Annotated in this window: 18 protein-coding genes; 5 read left to right on the top strand and 13 right to left on the bottom strand. The window is 56.5% G+C overall.

The genetic code is table 11. The features are described 5' to 3' along the window. Nucleotides 1–114: 114 nt before the first annotated feature. Nucleotides 115–1,485: a hypothetical protein gene (locus tag C4J88_RS00965; RefSeq protein WP_256659071.1), complete on the top strand. Its 1,371-nt coding sequence runs from the start codon at nt 115–117 to the stop codon at nt 1,483–1,485. A 172-nt stretch (nt 1,486–1,657) separates the two neighbouring features. On the opposite strand, the gene C4J88_RS00960 is transcribed toward C4J88_RS00965, so the two are convergent. Further along, nucleotides 1,658–2,029 (bottom strand): hypothetical protein, encoded by a 372-nt coding sequence (locus C4J88_RS00960; protein WP_256659070.1) that lies wholly within the window; start codon nt 2,027–2,029, stop codon nt 1,658–1,660. A 179-nt stretch (nt 2,030–2,208) separates the two neighbouring features. On the opposite strand from C4J88_RS00960, the gene C4J88_RS00955 reads away from it, so the two are divergent. Then, nucleotides 2,209–2,679, top strand: a complete 471-nt coding sequence (locus C4J88_RS00955; protein WP_124405974.1) for a hypothetical protein — start codon at nt 2,209–2,211, stop codon at nt 2,677–2,679. A gap of 51 nt (nt 2,680–2,730) precedes the next feature. Here the strand turns inward: C4J88_RS00955 and C4J88_RS00950 are convergent, their stop codons facing one another. Both C4J88_RS00950 and C4J88_RS00945 read right to left on the bottom strand, forming a co-directional pair. Then, entirely contained in the window at nt 2,731–3,057 is a 327-nt protein-coding gene (locus tag C4J88_RS00950; protein ID WP_124405973.1) for a barstar family protein, read from the bottom strand. A 223-nt stretch (nt 3,058–3,280) separates the two neighbouring features. Next, nucleotides 3,281–3,760: a hypothetical protein gene (locus C4J88_RS00945; protein WP_124405972.1), complete on the bottom strand. Its 480-nt coding sequence runs from the start codon at nt 3,758–3,760 to the stop codon at nt 3,281–3,283. Nucleotides 3,761–4,946: 1,186 nt separating this feature from the next. Here C4J88_RS00945 and C4J88_RS00940 point away from each other — a divergent pair. Next, nucleotides 4,947–5,198, top strand: a complete 252-nt coding sequence (locus tag C4J88_RS00940) for a hypothetical protein (protein WP_124405971.1) — start codon at nt 4,947–4,949, stop codon at nt 5,196–5,198. 292 nt (nt 5,199–5,490) lie between these two features. Here the strand turns inward: C4J88_RS00940 and C4J88_RS00935 are convergent, their stop codons facing one another. The 6 genes from C4J88_RS00935 to C4J88_RS00910 form a co-directional block, all read right to left on the bottom strand. Beyond that, a complete protein-coding gene (locus C4J88_RS00935) occupies nt 5,491–6,093 on the bottom strand; it encodes a hypothetical protein (RefSeq protein ID WP_124405970.1) in 603 nt (200 codons plus the stop codon). Next, nucleotides 6,090–6,662, bottom strand: coding sequence for an RNA polymerase sigma factor (locus C4J88_RS00930; RefSeq protein WP_124405969.1), 573 nt, complete (start codon nt 6,660–6,662; stop codon nt 6,090–6,092). The genes C4J88_RS00935 and C4J88_RS00930 overlap by 4 nt, the downstream gene beginning before the upstream one ends. Nucleotides 6,663–6,799: 137 nt before the next feature. Beyond that, nucleotides 6,800–8,422 (bottom strand): VWA domain-containing protein, encoded by a 1,623-nt coding sequence (locus C4J88_RS00925; RefSeq protein ID WP_124405968.1) that lies wholly within the window; start codon nt 8,420–8,422, stop codon nt 6,800–6,802. Nucleotides 8,423–8,629: 207 nt separating this feature from the next. Continuing rightward, the gene (locus C4J88_RS00920) at nt 8,630–9,280 is read right to left on the bottom strand and encodes a DUF799 domain-containing protein (RefSeq protein WP_124365367.1); all 651 of its coding nucleotides are present in this window, start codon (nt 9,278–9,280) and stop codon (nt 8,630–8,632) included. After that, a complete protein-coding gene (locus C4J88_RS00915) occupies nt 9,277–9,639 on the bottom strand; it encodes a DUF4810 domain-containing protein (protein WP_124365366.1) in 363 nt (120 codons plus the stop codon). The genes C4J88_RS00920 and C4J88_RS00915 overlap by 4 nt, the downstream gene beginning before the upstream one ends. Nucleotides 9,640–9,668: 29 nt before the next feature. Continuing rightward, nucleotides 9,669–10,349, bottom strand: coding sequence for a CsgG/HfaB family protein (locus tag C4J88_RS00910; RefSeq protein ID WP_124356516.1), 681 nt, complete (start codon nt 10,347–10,349; stop codon nt 9,669–9,671). Between the two features lie 270 nt (nt 10,350–10,619). Here C4J88_RS00910 and C4J88_RS00905 point away from each other — a divergent pair, with 270 nt between their 5' ends. Both C4J88_RS00905 and C4J88_RS00900 read left to right on the top strand, forming a co-directional pair. Beyond that, the gene (locus tag C4J88_RS00905) at nt 10,620–11,231 is read left to right on the top strand and encodes a hypothetical protein (protein WP_124365365.1); all 612 of its coding nucleotides are present in this window, start codon (nt 10,620–10,622) and stop codon (nt 11,229–11,231) included. Nucleotides 11,232–11,247: 16 nt separating this feature from the next. Then, entirely contained in the window at nt 11,248–11,835 is a 588-nt protein-coding gene (locus C4J88_RS00900) for a hypothetical protein (protein ID WP_124405967.1), read from the top strand. 291 nt (nt 11,836–12,126) lie between these two features. On the opposite strand, the gene C4J88_RS00895 is transcribed toward C4J88_RS00900, so the two are convergent. The 4 genes from C4J88_RS00895 to C4J88_RS00880 all read right to left on the bottom strand — a co-directional run bounded on the left by C4J88_RS00895 (nt 12,127) and on the right by C4J88_RS00880 (nt 16,942). Then, the gene (locus tag C4J88_RS00895; protein WP_124405966.1) at nt 12,127–14,715 is read right to left on the bottom strand and encodes an autotransporter outer membrane beta-barrel domain-containing protein; all 2,589 of its coding nucleotides are present in this window, start codon (nt 14,713–14,715) and stop codon (nt 12,127–12,129) included. A gap of 395 nt (nt 14,716–15,110) precedes the next feature. Next, nucleotides 15,111–15,803, bottom strand: a complete 693-nt coding sequence (locus C4J88_RS00890; RefSeq protein WP_124405965.1) for a hypothetical protein — start codon at nt 15,801–15,803, stop codon at nt 15,111–15,113. 233 nt (nt 15,804–16,036) lie between these two features. Continuing rightward, nucleotides 16,037–16,480, bottom strand: a complete 444-nt coding sequence (locus C4J88_RS00885; RefSeq protein ID WP_124405964.1) for a hypothetical protein — start codon at nt 16,478–16,480, stop codon at nt 16,037–16,039. Nucleotides 16,481–16,600: 120 nt separating this feature from the next. Continuing rightward, a complete protein-coding gene (locus tag C4J88_RS00880; protein WP_372238007.1) occupies nt 16,601–16,942 on the bottom strand; it encodes a hypothetical protein in 342 nt (113 codons plus the stop codon). Nucleotides 16,943–17,063 lie beyond the last annotated feature (121 nt).

The following is a 17,063-nucleotide window of genomic DNA, read 5'->3' as shown; positions in this document are numbered from 1 at the left end:
ATCGGCCATAAGCGGAAGCTTCCGATCGCCTGCTTTCGACCAATAGGCTGCCCTTCGTCGAGTGCAATGTCACAATGCCGCCGATGTATGATGACCGCCCCGTGGAGGGAATGAGTGACTAATTTCGTATTTTCACGTAGAGCAATGCAAGCTCGCATCAATGACCTTGCGAAAACCCTTAGCCCCACTCAGCTCACGGCAATCATCAACAGACTCAACGCTACGAACGCCACCCGACTGCATGTAATGTGGGAGTTAGTAATATTGCATGGGCTCTCCCAAGCGGGACACCTCAAGCACGAGCAGGCGTTGCCAAATGGACGTTGCCCTGACATCCGTTGGACGATAAATAAGCAAGACGGTGGCACACTAACGATCATCGGTGATATCACCACAATATCAGATGATGGGCTTGACGCTCAGAACCCCCTAAAATATATCAGCGAAGAAATTCTTCGAATTGCATCTAAGTTTGGATTGCGCCCCGGAAATTTTTGGATAGATGTGCGTGGAGAAACTACAGGGCCTCGCCATAGAAGCAAAATGCGCCTGATGCTACCTGAAAAAGCTGAGATGAGTAGCTTCATCAAAACAGAGCTTGAACCATGGTTTTATAGCATCAGAGAAGCCCCCGCAATAAAATCCAGATTTGATCGTACCGAAAACAACACCAGCCTTCAAATCATCTACGATCCGAATTGGGAGAGTGGTGGTGGCAGCCATACTAGCTACACTGTAGCCACATCAAAAAGTATCAACCCTTTATTTAGTGCGCTAAAAGGTAAAGTTAAGCAGCTAAATGGCGCGTCAGATGACTCTCTTCGTATTATCATCGCCTGTGATGGCGGTTGCGATTTAATTAGACGCGGAAATCGAGGGAAATCACATTATACCTATAGCGCGCGAGAAGTCGCAGAAGACTTTCTTCGTCAGAATAGTAGTATTGATGCTGTGTTGCTAGTCGCCATAGATGAGCCGCATCAACCATTTGGTAGTCCACCAGAATATCAGATGAGCTACGAGCTAATCTTTGCTCCTCTTTTGGCTCGCTCTCGCCGAGCTACGAATGAATCAATTGAATCATTGACCGCAGCGTTGCATGTCGCGTTACCAAACTTACCGAGGCCATTACGTCCCGCCTATCATTCTGCTTCGCTGCTGAAAACTCCAGGCGTTGGATACGATCAATTAGGAAGATATTCTATGCAAGGAAATAAGGTTACAATCTCATCTAGAGGGCTGCTTCGACTTCTCGCAGGGGAGATATCTACCGAAGAGTTCATTCGGGCGCACGGATGGAACGAACCTACGAACCACGCGAACCCATTTGCCAGTAATCTCAAAAATGGATTTATGATCAGCAACCTTGACGTAACTGGTGATGTGGACTCCGATGACGATAAGATCACTATTACAATAGATAAATTTGACGTAGCCGCAGCTCCTTTTATTTTTCCGAGCAAAGACAAAACGGGCAATATATAACGGTCAACTTTATCGAGCGGAGCTTACTCCAGCAAACTCAAATGGGGGCGCATTCTTGTCGTCAGGCGAGTGACCACTTCTGGCCGATCGCTGCCCGTCATCAGCGGCAGAAATCGGCCAGGAGTAGTCATTCGATGTGTCTGTGAAAACTCACGGCAATTCACGGGGAGAGTCAAGTGCGTACCAACTCTGGGTCAAGCCAAACGTCTTCAAAATTATTGCCGTCGATGTAAAAACGATACCCTGGCGGCAAATCGAGATATTCGACAACTTCCGGTAGATAGTCCGTGATGTGCCCTACATGCAGGGGTGAAAAAAAATCGTCAGCCTCAGACCACTCCATACCGCACCACAGGTACCAACCGTTCGTACCGTTTTCCGGATTAACCCTTAACCCATTTATGGGCTGTAGCCCCAGGGTGCCCAACGCTATTCCGATTTTTGACCCAGATTGTGGTCGATCTGGGATAACCCCCTGCCATTCACAAATGCTTTGCTCCTTTCTTACTCGCACAGCGATTTTCTCCACAAATTTGGGTGCCATACAGTTCGCACTCTCATGGCTGGGGTCTACCTGTCGCGACTGGCCCTAGTGGGTCGATGTAGGTCAATCATAACAGGCAGAAATCGGCCAAAAGCAGCCGAACGCGATCAGAACCGTTTGACGACAACGCGTCGCTCTCGCACTCTGTTTTGCCCCCTACTTCTTCACTAGGCGCCCCTATGTCATTTGCAACCGTAGTGCTGCTCGACTCCTGGCCACAGCCAAGTACGTCACCCGAACCCGTGGTGTTCGCCACGGACACGCAGCTTTGTTTACGGTATTGCACCGCTGAGGAAAAAATAGCTGTAATCCATTTTCCCCTAGTGAAAAAAATTCAGTTCGGCTCACCAAACGACGAGGCTCTGGCCGGGCATCCGCTCATTGGACATGGCCTCAAGCACTACAGAATTCATCGAATAGATAACTCGCCCTGGTTAGCAGAGCTTGAACAGAGAAACGCCATTCATCCGCGACACGATAAACAGCGGTTTCTAAAAGATGCCATCCATTATGTCTTTACGTTTCAGGACTCTACCTTGGAATGCATCGTAAATGAGGGGCAGTTCTGGCATCCAAAAGTACAAGTCTTTACCTCTGAGCAGAAGGCAAGGGATTTCTGGCGCGAACTGATAAATGACGTAGGCACCTGATCCCAATAGTCACAAGTGGATGACATCCCGTCGATTGGCATGGGCGAGCATTTAAACATTGAAAGCAAGTGCCAAGAGCGGAGTTCCGCCAGCGATCACGATTCGCCAGTTCACAAAAGCGGCAGATTCCACAAGCGCTTCAAATTGTTCAGGACAGCGGCGCTTGAAGCTCTGGGCATTGTCGATGACCAATGCAAGTGTTTGTCCGCTTTGAACGTGGATAGACGACATTTCTGCGCCGGGGTCATCGAGGTATGAAAGACAATCAACCCAGGCGTCCATATTGCGACCGTAAAAGCCAGGAAAGCCGAACTTTTCTGCGAAAACATTGTGGAATGTTTGCCAATCAGAAATCAGGTTTGCATCCACTTGCACCATTGTCAGATCTACCTACGCCACGTTGGAAAATTTATGTATGGCGGTCTCGCACCATGAAGTCAATTGCTGGCTGCTATTTGCGCAATCCAGGGCTCAATCCGCTCACAATGACATTGCAATGACCGCTATTGGCCGATTGCTGCCCATCGTGAAGGGGGGCGAAGTTGTCGGTCGTTTGAAATTGAAAGCGGAAGACACGTCGATAGTTTCAATGACAGAACACTTATTCAAAGGATTGCTTGGAAAACGTAGCATTGAGGGCTTCTGAGACCATTTCGCTCAGGATCGGTTTGGAGCTTGACTCCATCGCTATACCGATCTTGTCTTGTTGCTCTCTGACTTTCGCCGCGTATTTTGATGATCGGCCTTCCGATGCGAGCGAAGACAACTCCTCATCAGAGAATGATTTTTCATATGCTTGCGCGATGTTTTCATCCCACCTGGATTGATACTTGGGCAGTAGTGCGTCGATCTCTTTCGATACCGCTGAAGCCGCATCCGCATGTCCCAGCCTGCCGGCGAGAATTGTAAAGGTCACCGTCCGCTTTGCCACCGATAGTGCAATACCGGGAAGGTTTCGGCCGATCTGTGCCTGATTGACGAAAATTTTGGCGTCCCGATGAGAAGGCGTCTCAGCGGACACTCCATTAGAAAGTGCACAGAGCAACGTCAATACGAGGGCGTGGGATATAAACCTTTTCATTACTCAGTACCATTTAATGATTGAAAATCAAAATCAGTGAGCCATGGTAAGCGATCACTGGAAAGGGCGTCGAACCGCCTAAAACGGAGTGTCGGCGATAGGCTGCTATTGGCCGGAAGCAGTCAGCTGGATGTACCTATAGATACCTGGGGCAACTCGCCCTAACGAGTTTTAATACCGTGCGATGCCTTTATGGCTTCATAGCGCCGACTCACAGGCCTTCAACGGCTCCTTGGGGTGCAATGCACAGATGTCGAAACCGTCACGCCTGGTATAGCCCGCACGCTTCATACATACAAATCGCTGGGCCATCTCTTGGAAGCTGGCCTTGGGATCAACGCCGGAACCATTCTTCTCACCACACGCCAACATGGACGCAACCACATCCTGATGACTGGCGCCGGGTTTTCTCCCACAAGTCGGCATCGGCCGTGGGGGGCTGGAATGGCTTGCTAAAGCAAGCGGTGACGTGGGGGCAAATCAACAGCGCAAATGCTACATTTTTGAGCCACATGATCAATCTCCTTATTCCCTGATGCCGACGGGCAGCGGCGGTAGCGGCCCTCTAAGCGAAAGCCCCTAATTGATAAGACCCGCCTTAATCATCACAAACCGCTCCTCCCAGAGCATTCATTGATGTAACACCTATTTGCCATGTAACACGCATATCGGCAAACCAGTCACAGCTGTGTAACGCCATATAAATCATTTAAAATCATACGCTTACCTACTTAAGTAATACGCGTAACACCCGTAACACGGTTTTATCAGGGTATCCCCCTAGCCCCATTTAGTATTGCTCCTCCAGCGAAGCGAGGCGGGTCATGCTCTTGGCTTTGGTTCGATAGTGGGGACCCTGGAGCATTCTTAAAGGTACGGGGCATAGAACCCGCGCGTTCGTGTTAGCGGCTGGATTTTTTAAGTTGGTTGACAGGTTGACGTGGTTGACACCCATCACCATGGTTGACGCCATGCAGGTGTTCACTATCAGCAACACACACAGCCACCTTTACCGAAGCTGTAACGATAACCCTTTTTCTTCAAGATCCTTTCAATTTCAATGATTGAAATTTCAGTAACTTCCGACGCCTCCCACTAACTTAATCCCGCGGGTTTCATGCCCCCGTATACTCAGGATATCGTCAGGGACCCCAGCACCTTTTTCTGCAACCCACCGAGATCTCAGATGAGTAACCTCCAGAACCTAATCGTAAATGCCCGATCCGGCTTAGCTCTCGACGAAAAAATCTCTGATGACAGTTGGCAGACAATCGCTAAGCAATGCGGTGCCGCTGAGATCGAAGAAATCGAACAGCGTATCGTCAGCTTACGAGCCGAGTTAGAAACGGTTGAGGAGTGGGACGGAGATACCCAAGATGACATCCACCTAGCAATTAATACCTTCACCCAATTACTGAATGTCGCGAAAGCACCGTAGTTATGCTGGTGGCGAAAGGACCACAGGATTCAACGTGGAGAGGCCATTGAAGACAGCGAGTCACCCATCGGGATCCAGGTCACGAGGAGCTTCGATGGAACCTCCAGAAAGAGCGTTAAAGGCGTCAGCACACTGCGCCCTGTATGCCCAGGTGTATGCCTAACCGACGCACCACCAAAGAAGCCCAATAAATACGGGCATCTTACCGCCCAGTTCAAACGACGCCGGGGCATCAGATATGAATGAAAAAGCCCCAGGCCGAAAGGCCTGGGGCTTTTTTGTGGGTGCCAATTCAGCGCTTCTGCAACGCCTCCAACCGCGCCGGCAAATCTTCCTCGGGAAAGCGCTTATGCAGCGCCAGCAGTTTCTCATCAGCTGCCTTGCTCTCTCCCGCCTCACGCAACTTCACGATCGCCTGCAACTCCTGCTCCAAAGACGGCAATGCAACCGGCGCGGCCTTGCTGAGCTTTGCCGCTGGCGGAGCCGCCAGTGCATCTGCGGTTTCAGCCTGAGCCGGTGTACTTTCAAGCCTGGGCGCCGCTGCCATTCGGGCCATTGGCGCGGGGGCTGAGAAGGCTTGCGGCGTTGGCTGGGCGGCTTCTTGGTGGTGCAGGGCGGAGAATGTCGCGGTGGAGATTTCGGGCTGCGGCACCGGGGAGCGCGTGAGCACGCCGATCATCAGCGCTAAACCTGCGACAGTGGCGAATGCCATTTGCCAGCGTGGGCGTTGGCAGGCGTGCAGCCAGCGTTGCCACAGGTTCGGTTGTGGCGCCGGGGCTTCGCGGCGGGCGGTGGCGAGGATGAAGGCGTCGAGGGACGCGGGGGGTTCGCCGGTGCTGTGTTGGCGGTAGTGCTGGAGCAGTTCGTCGTCTGGGGTGGGTCGAGTGTCAGTCATACAGTTACCTCGTCGGCCAGCAAGCGCCGCAATTTCTGCAGGGCGTAGCGCAGGCGGCTTTTTACGGTTTCCAGCGGGGCGCCGATGAGCGTGGCGATTTGGGGGACTTCGAGTTCGCCGTGCAGGCGCAGCAGGAAGACTTCGCGCTGGTCTTCGGGCAGGTCTTGCACGGCGGCGTCGAGGCGCGCCTGGTCGCGGCTCAGGCTCAGGTGTTGCTCGGGGCCGGCGCTGTGGTCAGCCTGGGCGTGCAGCTGCTCGTCGTAGCTGTCGTGCAGCGGGTTGTGGATGCCGTGCTTGCGCCAGTGGTCGATCAGGCGGTTGCGCGCGATCTGGAACAGCCACGTACGAAAACTCGCCCGGCCATGTGGCTGGGTGGTGCTGCGGATCAGGCTGAGCCAGGTGTCCTGGTAGATTTCCTCGGCCAGTTCGGGTTTGTTGCACAGGGAAATGAGGAAGCGGTACAGGCTTTGGCGGTGCCGGGCGTACAAGGCTTCGAAAGCAGCGGAGTCGCCGGTGCGGTAGCGGGCCAGCAGCAATTCGTCGCTGGGTGGATCGTCTGGGACGGCCATGTGCTGGGGTGAACTCCTTTTTGTCAGCCGAAGCAGGATTGACTGTGGGAGGGGGCTTGCTCCCGATGGCGGTGGGTCAGTATCGGACATGCTGGCTGACACACCGCTATCGGGGGCAAGCCCCCTCCCACATTTGGTCAGCGTTTCAGGCTTTGGGCCAGTTCGACCAGTTGTACGAACTCGTTGCGCAGGCCGAACGGGTCGCCGCCGCGTGCAGTGCGGGCCAGGTTGGCGGTGTCCTGCAAACTCATGCTGCCAGTGTAGCGGCCATCGCCCTTGAGCTGTTGGGCGAAGGCGGCCACGGCGGCACTGAAGCGCAGGTCGTCACTGGGCTTGGTGGATATTTTATCGACGGCCCGTTCGATCAATTGGCTATCACCGCCCGCCGCAGGTTTGTAGCGTACGCGCACCGTCGCCAGTTCGGCCGAGGTGTTTTCAGCTGCAGGCGCTCTGGCATAGCGCAACGGCTCCAACCAGCCCTTCTCGCCCTTCGGTACGATTTCGTACAGCGCGGTCAGCGTGTGCCCTGCGCCGATTTCGCCGGCATCGACTTTGTCGTTGTTGAAATCCTCACGCTTCAAGGCGCGGTTTTCATAGCCGAGCAGGCGGTACTCGCTGACCTGTGCCGGGTTGAATTCCACCTGCAATTTTACGTCCCGCGCCACCACCGCCAGCGTTGAGCTGAGCTGGTCTACCAACACCTTGCGGGCTTCGCGCAGGTTGTCGATGTAGGCGTAGTTGCCGTCACCGGCGTCGGCCAGTTGCTCCATCAGGTGTTCGTTGTAGTTGCCCACACCGAAACCGAGGGTGGTCAGCGAAACGCCGCTTTTGCGCTGGTCGACGGCCATTTGCTTGAGGCTTTCGAAGTCGCTGATGCCCACGTTGAAGTCACCGTCGGTAGCCAGCAGGATGCGGTTGATGCCCTTGTCGATAAAGCCTTCGCGGGCCATCTGGTAGGCCAGTTCGATGCCGGACGCGCCAGCAGTGGATCCACCGGCGGTGAGTTGGTCGATAGCGTTGCGGATTTTGGTTTTGTCGCGGCCCGAAGTCGGCTTGAGCACCACGCGGGACTCACCGGCATAGACCACCAGCGACACGCGGTCCTGATCACGCAGTTGATCCACCAGCAATTTCAGGGTGCTTTTCACTAATGGCAAACCTTCGCGACGATCCATCGAGCCGGACACATCCACCAGAAACACCAGGTTGGCCGGCGGCAGTTCCGCCACGGTGCGGTCGGACGCTTTGATGCCGATGCGCAGAAGTTTAGTCCGTGGGTTCCACGGCGTGGCGGCGACTTCGGTCGTGACGCCAAAGGGTGAGCCATCGGTAGGCAACGCGTAGTCATAGGGGAAGTAGTTGACCATTTCCTCCAATCGCACCGCGCCTTCGGGCGGCAGGCTGCCTTGGTTGAGGAAACGTCTGACATTGGCGTAGCTGCCGGTGTCGACATCCACGCTGAAGGTGGAGACCGGGGTTTCGGCGACGCGATGCACCGGGTTGTCGGGCAGGTTGGCGTATTGCTCGCGGGGTTCGCTGCGGTAGTCCATGGTCGCGGTCTCGCGCATTTGCATCGGTGCAGGCATGGCCATGCGCTTGACCAATACGCCCTGGGCCGGCGCACGCTGAAGCTCTGCGACAGGCTCAGCCGGTTTCGCCAGGTCAGGCGAGGACGACAGCCCGCAACCGGCCAGCGCCACCAGCAGGGTAAGGGAGAAGCCTTGGGCAGCAGGACGCAGGGAGAGCAGAGGGCGGGACATGGGCTGAACCTCGTGAGTGAATAGTCCGTTCACAAGGTCAGACGCGAGGAATGCGGGGTTCGGGTTAATGCTCTCGATTTAGATAACAGCAGAAATCAGGGTGGGAGGGGGCTTGCTCCCGATGGCGGTGGGTCAGCCACCAGATGCAGTGGCTGACACTAAGCTATCGGGGGCAAGCCCCCTCCCACATTTGATCTGCAGAGCCTATCAGTCCGTGCCGTATTTCGGGTTGCGCGGGCCGTACAGGATGCCGGTGCGCTGCCCGGCCGAGAGCAACCGTGCGCTGGTGATGCCCGCAATCGGGTGCGCCGCGTCGGTGGAGCTGTTGATCACTTGCTTGACCGCCGCTGTAATCAACATACCCACCAGGCCACCGCTGTTATTGTTGCCCTCCTCGCTCGACGCACGCGCCGTGCCGGTCCACAGGGTGGTGCCGGTGCGCAGGTCGACCAGTTTGGCCGAGGCGGTCACGGAGGTGTCGCTGGAGATCAGCATGTACTTGGTGCCGTACTCGCTGACGGTGATGTACAGCGCGGCGTCCGCACCAAAGATGTCATGCAGCTTGGCCGGCAGTACGGCCTGGATATCGTTGGCGGTGGTCAGGCCGTTCTGGCGGAAGGTTTCATCCACCAGGGCGATCGGCAGCACGTAGTAGCCGGCTTCGGCCAACGGGTAGGTGACTTGCGACACCAGGCTGTAGGACGCCTGCACTTCCGGCGATTCGTTGATCGGCGGCAGTACCAGGATCGACTTGGGCCGCGCCTGTTTGTAGGCTGAGTAATCAAACGTCTTGGGCGCCGCGCAACCGCCGAGCAAGGCCAGGGCCAGCAGGGCGCCGGTGAGTTTTAACAGGCTCATTTAGTGGCGACTCCGGTCTTGGCGTTTTTCAGCAGAAAGTCCATGTAGGCGGCCGACTCAGGGAACAGCGCCTTCTCGGTACGAAACTCCTGCACCATCTGGTCGTCCTTGCCCATGTTCATGTACAGCATGCCCAAATGCGCGTGGTAGCCCGGCGGCGCTTTGCGGCCGGTGGCGTTGATCTTTTGCAGGTCGCGCTCCAGTGCCTCGACCTGCGCTTCCTTGGGCTCGCCCTTGAAGTATTCGTAAACCTGCGGCTGGTAGCTCTCCCATTGATACAGGGGCTGGGGCGCCGTCTGGCACCCGGTTACCGTCGCGATTGCTGCCAGCGTCAGCGCCAACTTCACTGCCTTGCTCATCCGTGTACTGCTCCTTGAGGTGTTGCTGATCAGTTACGTGGGTTCCAGGCGCCGGCGTTGATGCCGTCCACCAGGCGGTTGATCGCTTCGCGCATGGCCAGGTCAAGCACCTTGCCATTGAGGGTGGAGTCGTAGCTGGCGGTGCCGCCGAAGCCGATCACTTCACGGTTGGAGAGCGCGTACTCACCGGCGCCCTGGGTGGAATACACCACTTCGGAGGTGTTGATGTTGACGATATTCAACGCGACTTTGGCGTAGGCCACTTGGGTCTTGCCACGGCCGAGGATGCCGAACAGCTGGCGGTCGCCGGTTTCCTTGCGACCGAACTCGGTCACATCGCCGGTCACCACGTAATCAGCGCCCTTGAGCTTCTGCACGGTGCCTTTGATTTTGGCTTCCTGGGAGATTTCGCCCATGTTGTCGCGGTCCAGCACGCTGAAGCGGTTGGTCTGCTGCAAGTGGGTGATGAGGATGGTCTTGGCCTGGCCACCGAGACGGTCGACGCCGTCGGAAAAGATACCGCGCATGTAGCTGGAGCGGTTGTCGAACTTGCCCACGGCAATCGGCACGCGCACGCCGGAATAGGCCACGCTGGCGCTGGCGACTTGCTCCACCGGCATTGCGCGGTTGCTCTCGGTGGCGCAACCGGCCACGGTCAACAGCGCCGCGGCGGTGAGGCCCGACAGCAGGATTTTGGACAGTGTCTTCACGTGTTGCTCCTAAAGTGAGAAATCGGCAGAGCGCAGGGCTGCGGCCATTTTCGGGGAGGGAAACACGTGCGTCTGTATTCATCCCTGAACCTGTCGTGCCGCAACGGCTGCGGCATTTTACGGGGTTGAGAGCGGTTCTCAAGGTGTTTTGAATAAACGCAGGGTTAAGTGATGAATGGGGCTGCTGAGGGAGGGAAACCGGATCGGCCTAAAGTTCTGAGCCGACGTGCCGAGACCCTGATCTGGTTCATTCATTAATAGGGATATTGCGTGTTGAAAATCCTCTTGCGGGCAGCGGCCCTCGTTGCCGCACTGTCGATGACCGGCTGTGTGTCCTACACCGTCACCGGCCCTATCGGCGCCCCGTTACACCCGGCTTCTGTCAGCAGCCCGCGCAGCGCGCAAATCGCTGATGTGACGGTGAACGCCGCCGACGTCAACGACGCCAACAAAACCGCGATCAGCCGTTCGTTGACGCTGCAGCTCAACCAGTACGTGCGCGCGGCCGGTTACTTCAAGCAGGTTACCGAGTACCCGGTGCGCCTGGGTGAGCAGGATGTTTCGCTCAAGTTCAACATGACGTCGCTCAAGGGCCATCGCGGCGTGCACCCCGGTTACGTGCCCGGTGCTTTGCTGACGTTGACGATCTGGATCTGGGTCAACGGCCCCATCTACGTCGACACCTTCGACCTGGCCGGCGACTTGGTGATCGTCGACCGCGACGGCAAGGAACTGGCCAGCAGCAAACAAGAGGTCAAGTTCGAGCGCAACGTGGGCCTTTACGGTCGCGAATACTGGGCCCCGACCATGGGCGCCAAACAACTGAACGAACTCGTCGCGCAACTGCTCGACACCGCCACCGCCAAACTGGCCAAACCGTAACCGCAGGGAGCACCACATGAAAGGATTGATCAAGCACGGCCTGGTACTCGCGGCAGTCTTGCTGACGGGCTGCGTGTCTTACTCGCAACACGAACTGCCACCAGTACAGACCTGGCCGCCCACCGCCAACGCGCCCGCACACAAACCTACGGCGTACGTGCGCACCACCGGGCTGAACCAGATCAACGGCGGCCCCGCCAACGCCGCTGCCGGCGCACCTGCCGCCCTGTGGGAAAAAGCCGTGGCGGATGGGTTCCGCCAGTCCAACCGCTTTGCACGGGTGAGCACCGACAAGGTCGACTCGGACATCTACGCCGACGCCACCCTGTACAACAACGAACAGTTCAGCATGGCCTCGGCGATCATCACCGGCGTGACGTTCTTCATCATCCCGTCCACAGCCAAGAACACCTTTACCCTGGAAACCGTGTTCAAGGACAAAGATGGCAAGGAATTGGGCCGCGTCAAGAAGAGCGAGTCGGTACGCACCTGGATGCACCTGGTGCTGATCGTGGGCATCCCGTTCCAGGCAGACACCCGGGAAGTGGTAGAGGCGTTGACGCGCAGCACGCTGGATGAGGCGGTACAGCGCAAGTTGTTCTGACGGATTCACACAAATCCAAATGTGGGAGGGGGCTTGCCCTAATGCCAGTCAGTTAGGGCTTTTTGTAGGAGCGAGCTTGCTCGCGAAAAACTCACAGGCACCGCGTTCATTCAGAAAGCACGCGTTATCGTTGACGTTTTTCGCGAGCAAGCTCGCTCCTACAGACGGCGGTGTACGCTTAACTGACTGGCATTAGGGCTTGCCCCCGATGGCGGTGAGTCAGTCAACACATCATTGACTGGACCACCGCTATCAGGAGCAAGCCCCCTCCCACACTTGTTTTGCGGTTGCTTAGAACGCGTATCGCGCCTTGAGCATGACGCCGTCAGCATCGAAACCGCTGCGTGCCTGGCGGGTGTAGCTGGCGCCGACGGTGAAGTCCGACACTTGGTAATTCACGCCCACACTGGCTTCATAGCTGTCACGCGCCACCGATGCGCCGGTCACGGTAAACGGCGAACCACCCGCCACGAAGCTGGAGGTTTGCGCGACGCGATCACCCATCAGGTCGTGATAGGCCATCAACGTGGCTTCCGGTTGCAGCGTGCCGGCACTCAACGGCAGGTTGGCCGCCAAACGCACACCAGCACCCAGCTCGCCCACTTCATAACGCTGCGAAGCCGTGCTCAACGCCGCCGACGAACCTTTCTCGGTAAAACCATCCATGCGTACGTTGGCATAGCGCGCCGCTACACGTGGCTCGATCACCACCGCCTGGGACGGCTTGAAGCTGTAGCCGCCGATCACGCTGGCCGCCAACACATTGCTGTCGTAGCTGCCCTTGGCCGTGGTGCCCGCGACGTGGCGCTTGCTGTCGTTCTCGTTATGGCCGTAGCTGAGGCTGCCATCCACGAACCAGTTCTGCAGCGCCCAATTGCCGTACAGCGACAGCGCGTGGCCCTCGACTTCGGTCTTGTTGCCCAGGTCCGAATGGATATTCGAGTTGAGGTAGCTGTAGGCCACACCCAAGGTGGTGGTGTCGTTCACACGACCGTCCACGCCCACCGCCATGCCGCTGCTGTTGGCCGAGTAACCGTTGTTGCCGCCACGGCCGTCCTGGTCCATGTTGCTGCTCAGGCCCTGCACCCACACGCCGCCGACCTGGTGGCTTTCGCGCTGGTCGATGAGGCGATTGAAGATCGCGCCGTTGACCACGGTTTGCCCCGACAGCGCCACGTCGAGGGCGCCACGGTTGACGTCCGGGGTGAGTTGGTCGGCGAGTTGCGCCAGTTGCTGTGCCGTCCCGGCGTTGGCCAGGCTCTGGAACACCGGATCGTTTTGGTTGAGCTGGCCGAGCACATCGTTCTTCAACACGTTAACGGCGGTTGCGGCCGACGCCCCCGCGCTGGCACCCGCCAGTTCCTGCTGCACCTGCTGATCGCTTTTCACCGCCACCACGGCTTTGACCGTCTGCGCATCGGCCGAGTAGCTGAGCACGTTCAGCAACGACGACGCACTGGCCACGGCCACGCCGCTGTTCTGCACGTTGGTGGCTTGCAGCAAGGTGTATTGCGTGCCGGCTTTAGGCGCGGCGAAGTCGCCCGGGTTGGCGCTGACGGTCAGCTTGGAGGCCTGGGCCAGATTGGCCGTGCCGTTGACGGTGAGATACGGCGTGGTCGGCACCACGCTGTCGGCCAGGTGCATATCAATGCCCGCGCCGCTGGCCACATTGAGGTTGCCGGTGATAGCGGTGCCGGGCGCGGAGAGGTTCAGCGAACCCGAGTTGACCGACACCGGCGCGATGATACGGCCACCGCTGAAACCTGCCTGGCCATCGACGTTGACCGCGCTGAGGTTGAGCAAGTCGCCGGTGATTTTGCCGCCGGTCCAGTTCAGGCTGGCGAGGTTATTGGCGTCGACGGCGATGCCGCTGTTACTGCGGATTTCGCCGGCTTGCTGGTTGATTTCGAACGGCGAGGACTGCTCAGCCGCACTCACCTGGATCGCAGTGCCGTCGGCGGTGATGAGGCCGCGGTTGACGATACCGCGCGCGCCCGTGGCGCTGTTCTGCGCAAAGCTGGCGCCGGACAGGTCGAAGGCATTGGCCGCCGCGCCTTTGGCTTCAATGGTGCCGGTGTTGAGGATGTAATCGACGGTGCCCGCGTAAAACGTCAGGCCCTTGGCTTCATTGCCGTTGGCGGAAATCAGGCCACTGTTTTCGATGCGCAGGGGGTTGGTAGCGGTCTCAACTTCCATACCCCAGGCGCCATTACCTGTGGCGATAATCGAGCCCGAGTTGAGCAGCTTGCCGCCGATGGTGGTCGGCGTGCCGCTGTTGACGTCGAGGACCAGGCCGATCGCTTCCGGGCCGGCCATATCAATCACGCCAGTGTTGGAAACGTCACCGGCAACCGTGGTGCCGTGCAGGTAAATACCCTCACCACCGCCCAGGTAGCCGGGAAAGGGCTCGGCGCTCACCGGCGGCGTGGAACGGATGGTGCCGGAGTTGATAACGCTGCCGCCAATGGTGGTAGCGCCGATTTCAAGCCCTTCATAGGCGCCATGGGTCATCAGGATATTGCCCGCCTGAACCACATCCCCAGTGATTGTGCCGGGGTTCAGACCGGAAGGACCAGACCAGAACATCGGGTCGATGGCGATGGCGCGAATGGTTTTGCCCTGTGAGTCCAGCGTGATGTCTGCGCGATTGATCAGCGAGCCTTGAATGTTGGTGTTCACAAATCCGAGACCGGCGGGGTCAGTCGTGCTGGAATCGACCACCTCGGAAAACTTGCCAGTAATGGTTACTGGCTCGTTAAACGTCTCATTGGCCCAAATATTCTTGCCCTGACCCAGGTCGAACTCGACTGCCAGCACTTGGGTGCTGATCGCGCCGACCATGATTGCCAACAGACTTTTCTGGAACTGCTTGCGCTTCATTTCTAACTCCATGAACTACAGGTCAAAACCGCCAAGAGGCCCGGCGGCAGTAGGTGTGCTGTGGGAAAGGATCAATCGATCCGAATGATGCCTCTGACGTCCCTGGGAATCGCAGGCGCGAGCCGGTGCACCGCAGGCGGTGGCAGAAAGGGGTCGTAAGAGGGAAAGGTTCACATCAATCCTTAATGTCATTTGAAAACGCTGCAGTCCATGCAGCCCGACCGATTGCGGGTGGGCGGGGTAAAGACACTGGGATAAACAAAATGTTCAAAGCTATAAGCGGCACGCCCCAACACCGCCCACCCTGTAGGAGCGAGCTTGCTCGCGAAAATCGTCAACGATAACGCGAGCAACCAGAAAAACGCCGCCTAGCCGTTGTTACATCACCGTCCGCCTTACTTGAGCTCCTTCACCAGATACTGCGCAGAAATCTGCGTAATCCCGGTCAACGCCCGGCGCAAGGCTTCAGGGTCGGTGCGATAAGTCAGCGGCGTGTAGCCATAAACGTTCTGGCCATTGAATGGTGTAACCGTTTCAAAGGTGCGCCAGATCATCTCATCGCCGCGATTCATCTGCGCCACCACGCTAATGGTGGGGTAAATCACGCTGCTGAACCCCTGGGTCAGGCGAAAACCCCACTCGGACACGGTCAACTGGATCTGCGCATCGGCCGGTTCATCGTCACCGACCACCTTGAGCGTCGAGGTCTTGCCCAGTGCATCGACAAAGCCCTGCTTGAGCAACACACCCACGTCGATTTTTTCCGCTTCGATCAGCGTCAGGATCGCCATCGACGTCGGCATCTCTGCCAACTGCCCAAGCTTCATGCCGCCAGCCAAACCGGCGCCGCTCAACGCCGCAGTACCCACCTTGGACGCACCGCTGGCCACGCCAACACCCGCGCCAACCCCGGCCCCCAGTGCCGCGCCCCAGGCTTGTTCGCGGCCGAAGTACACCATGTTCTTTTCCCACTTCACGGGCAGGACTTTTACCGTCTTGATCTGCGCGCGGTTTTCGGGAGTGAGCGGGTGGCTGACGCAACCGCCGAGGATGAGGGTGGTGAAAAGGATTAGGAGGAGGTTTTTCACATCAGTCCTTTAATGTTTGAGGGTGGATTTTGTATTCGTGGTGCGTTTTTCGTCGATAACCTATCGGCAATGGAGGGGAAGACGTTAGGGGTTGTGGGTATTCTCCGACGAGGCGGCATTTTGATGCCTTGCGTGGGTTTGATGGTGCGGCTTATAGTCCGGCGGTCGCTCAAAAAGCGACCGGGTTTGGCGACCCGAAGAAAGTGGATCAATTCAGCTCGCGACTTTCCCGGTCATTTCACGCAGCACACCTGATCATCGGAAAGGTAATAAAGCCCCTCAAGTTTTCCGCAAATAGAAGGAAGACCAAAAACCGGTTCTGAGACATAAGAAAGAGGCAACTCGGACCTAATCGAACAGGCAAACTCTGAGCTTTCCCACGCAGGCGTTACTATACCGCTCCAAAAAGTTACGACCTTCCCCTCATCAGATAATATAACAGGCTTCAAGTATTCAACTTCGGCATTAAAGCCCCAATACAAATAACCGCAATATACAGTCCCATTCACACCAAAAAAATCAGCTCGAACAATAATCTGAAAGTCTGAGCACGCGTCTTGTTCGCACAGGGGGCGTACAGTTAACTCGTCCTCCACGGTGTCGTCCATCGGAAAAAACCAAACGTTACAGCTATCAAAATCATCAATCGTTAGCTCGCATACTTGCTTGTCCAACATAACTCGCCATCACTATCTAAATAAATGCAAACAAAAAAGGATAGGTTTATTTAATAGAATTTTAACCAACATGTCGAATTAAAATAAATCTGTCCCCCTTTTGCTTCCTGCTCCCTTTAATTATTCACTTAAAGAGCTTACATCACCAGAATTCAAAAATTCTTGAAAACAAGAAATGACGATATCTATATCTCTTGTGATGAAATTCGCCGGATAATAATCGCCCAGAATCTCAACCGGACTTGTTCCAGCCGACGTATTACTAAGAGTACGCACAGCGTGCTCCCCATTATCGAGGTATTGATTTAGCATCAAAAGATAATTTCCAGAATCAGCGTAAAGGTTGATTTCGTAAGGCCCATATTCAGGTCCCAGGGAAATAGACAACGACGCGACGCCATCGAATTTACTATATTTATTTAGAATGACTTTTACATCTTCCATGGTCGGTTGATGAACCAAAGGGTGGGTGCAAAAGGGATGCAACTTGACGGCAAAAAGGATGCAAATAGGATGCAGAAAGAGTGCAAATAGGGTGCAATCAGGGCGCAACAGAAACTGGAAATACCGGCGCAAGAGTGCG

Origin of the sequence: Pseudomonas sp. R4-39-08, assembly GCF_003852275.1 — a bacterium.
In the GTDB taxonomy this organism is placed as follows: Bacteria; Pseudomonadota; Gammaproteobacteria; order Pseudomonadales; family Pseudomonadaceae; genus Aquipseudomonas.
This window is presented reverse-complemented; position numbering and strand designations above follow the sequence as displayed.

Coding starts and splice junctions, on each gene's coding strand:
- C4J88_RS00960 (WP_256659070.1), bottom strand. CDS start 2,029: ATGGCACCCAAATTTGTGGAGAAAATCGCTGTGCGAGTAAGAAAGGAG.
- C4J88_RS00955 (WP_124405974.1), top strand. CDS start 2,209: ATGTCATTTGCAACCGTAGTGCTGCTCGACTCCTGGCCACAGCCAAGT.
- C4J88_RS00950 (WP_124405973.1), bottom strand. CDS start 3,057: ATGGTGCAAGTGGATGCAAACCTGATTTCTGATTGGCAAACATTCCAC.
- C4J88_RS00945 (WP_124405972.1), bottom strand. CDS start 3,760: ATGAAAAGGTTTATATCCCACGCCCTCGTATTGACGTTGCTCTGTGCA.
- C4J88_RS00940 (WP_124405971.1), top strand. CDS start 4,947: ATGAGTAACCTCCAGAACCTAATCGTAAATGCCCGATCCGGCTTAGCT.
- C4J88_RS00935 (WP_124405970.1), bottom strand. CDS start 6,093: ATGACTGACACTCGACCCACCCCAGACGACGAACTGCTCCAGCACTAC.
- C4J88_RS00930 (WP_124405969.1), bottom strand. CDS start 6,662: ATGGCCGTCCCAGACGATCCACCCAGCGACGAATTGCTGCTGGCCCGC.
- C4J88_RS00925 (WP_124405968.1), bottom strand. CDS start 8,422: ATGTCCCGCCCTCTGCTCTCCCTGCGTCCTGCTGCCCAAGGCTTCTCC.
- C4J88_RS00920 (WP_124365367.1), bottom strand. CDS start 9,280: ATGAGCCTGTTAAAACTCACCGGCGCCCTGCTGGCCCTGGCCTTGCTC.
- C4J88_RS00915 (WP_124365366.1), bottom strand. CDS start 9,639: ATGAGCAAGGCAGTGAAGTTGGCGCTGACGCTGGCAGCAATCGCGACG.
- C4J88_RS00900 (WP_124405967.1), top strand. CDS start 11,248: ATGAAAGGATTGATCAAGCACGGCCTGGTACTCGCGGCAGTCTTGCTG.
- C4J88_RS00895 (WP_124405966.1), bottom strand. CDS start 14,715: ATGAAGCGCAAGCAGTTCCAGAAAAGTCTGTTGGCAATCATGGTCGGC.
- C4J88_RS00885 (WP_124405964.1), bottom strand. CDS start 16,480: ATGTTGGACAAGCAAGTATGCGAGCTAACGATTGATGATTTTGATAGC.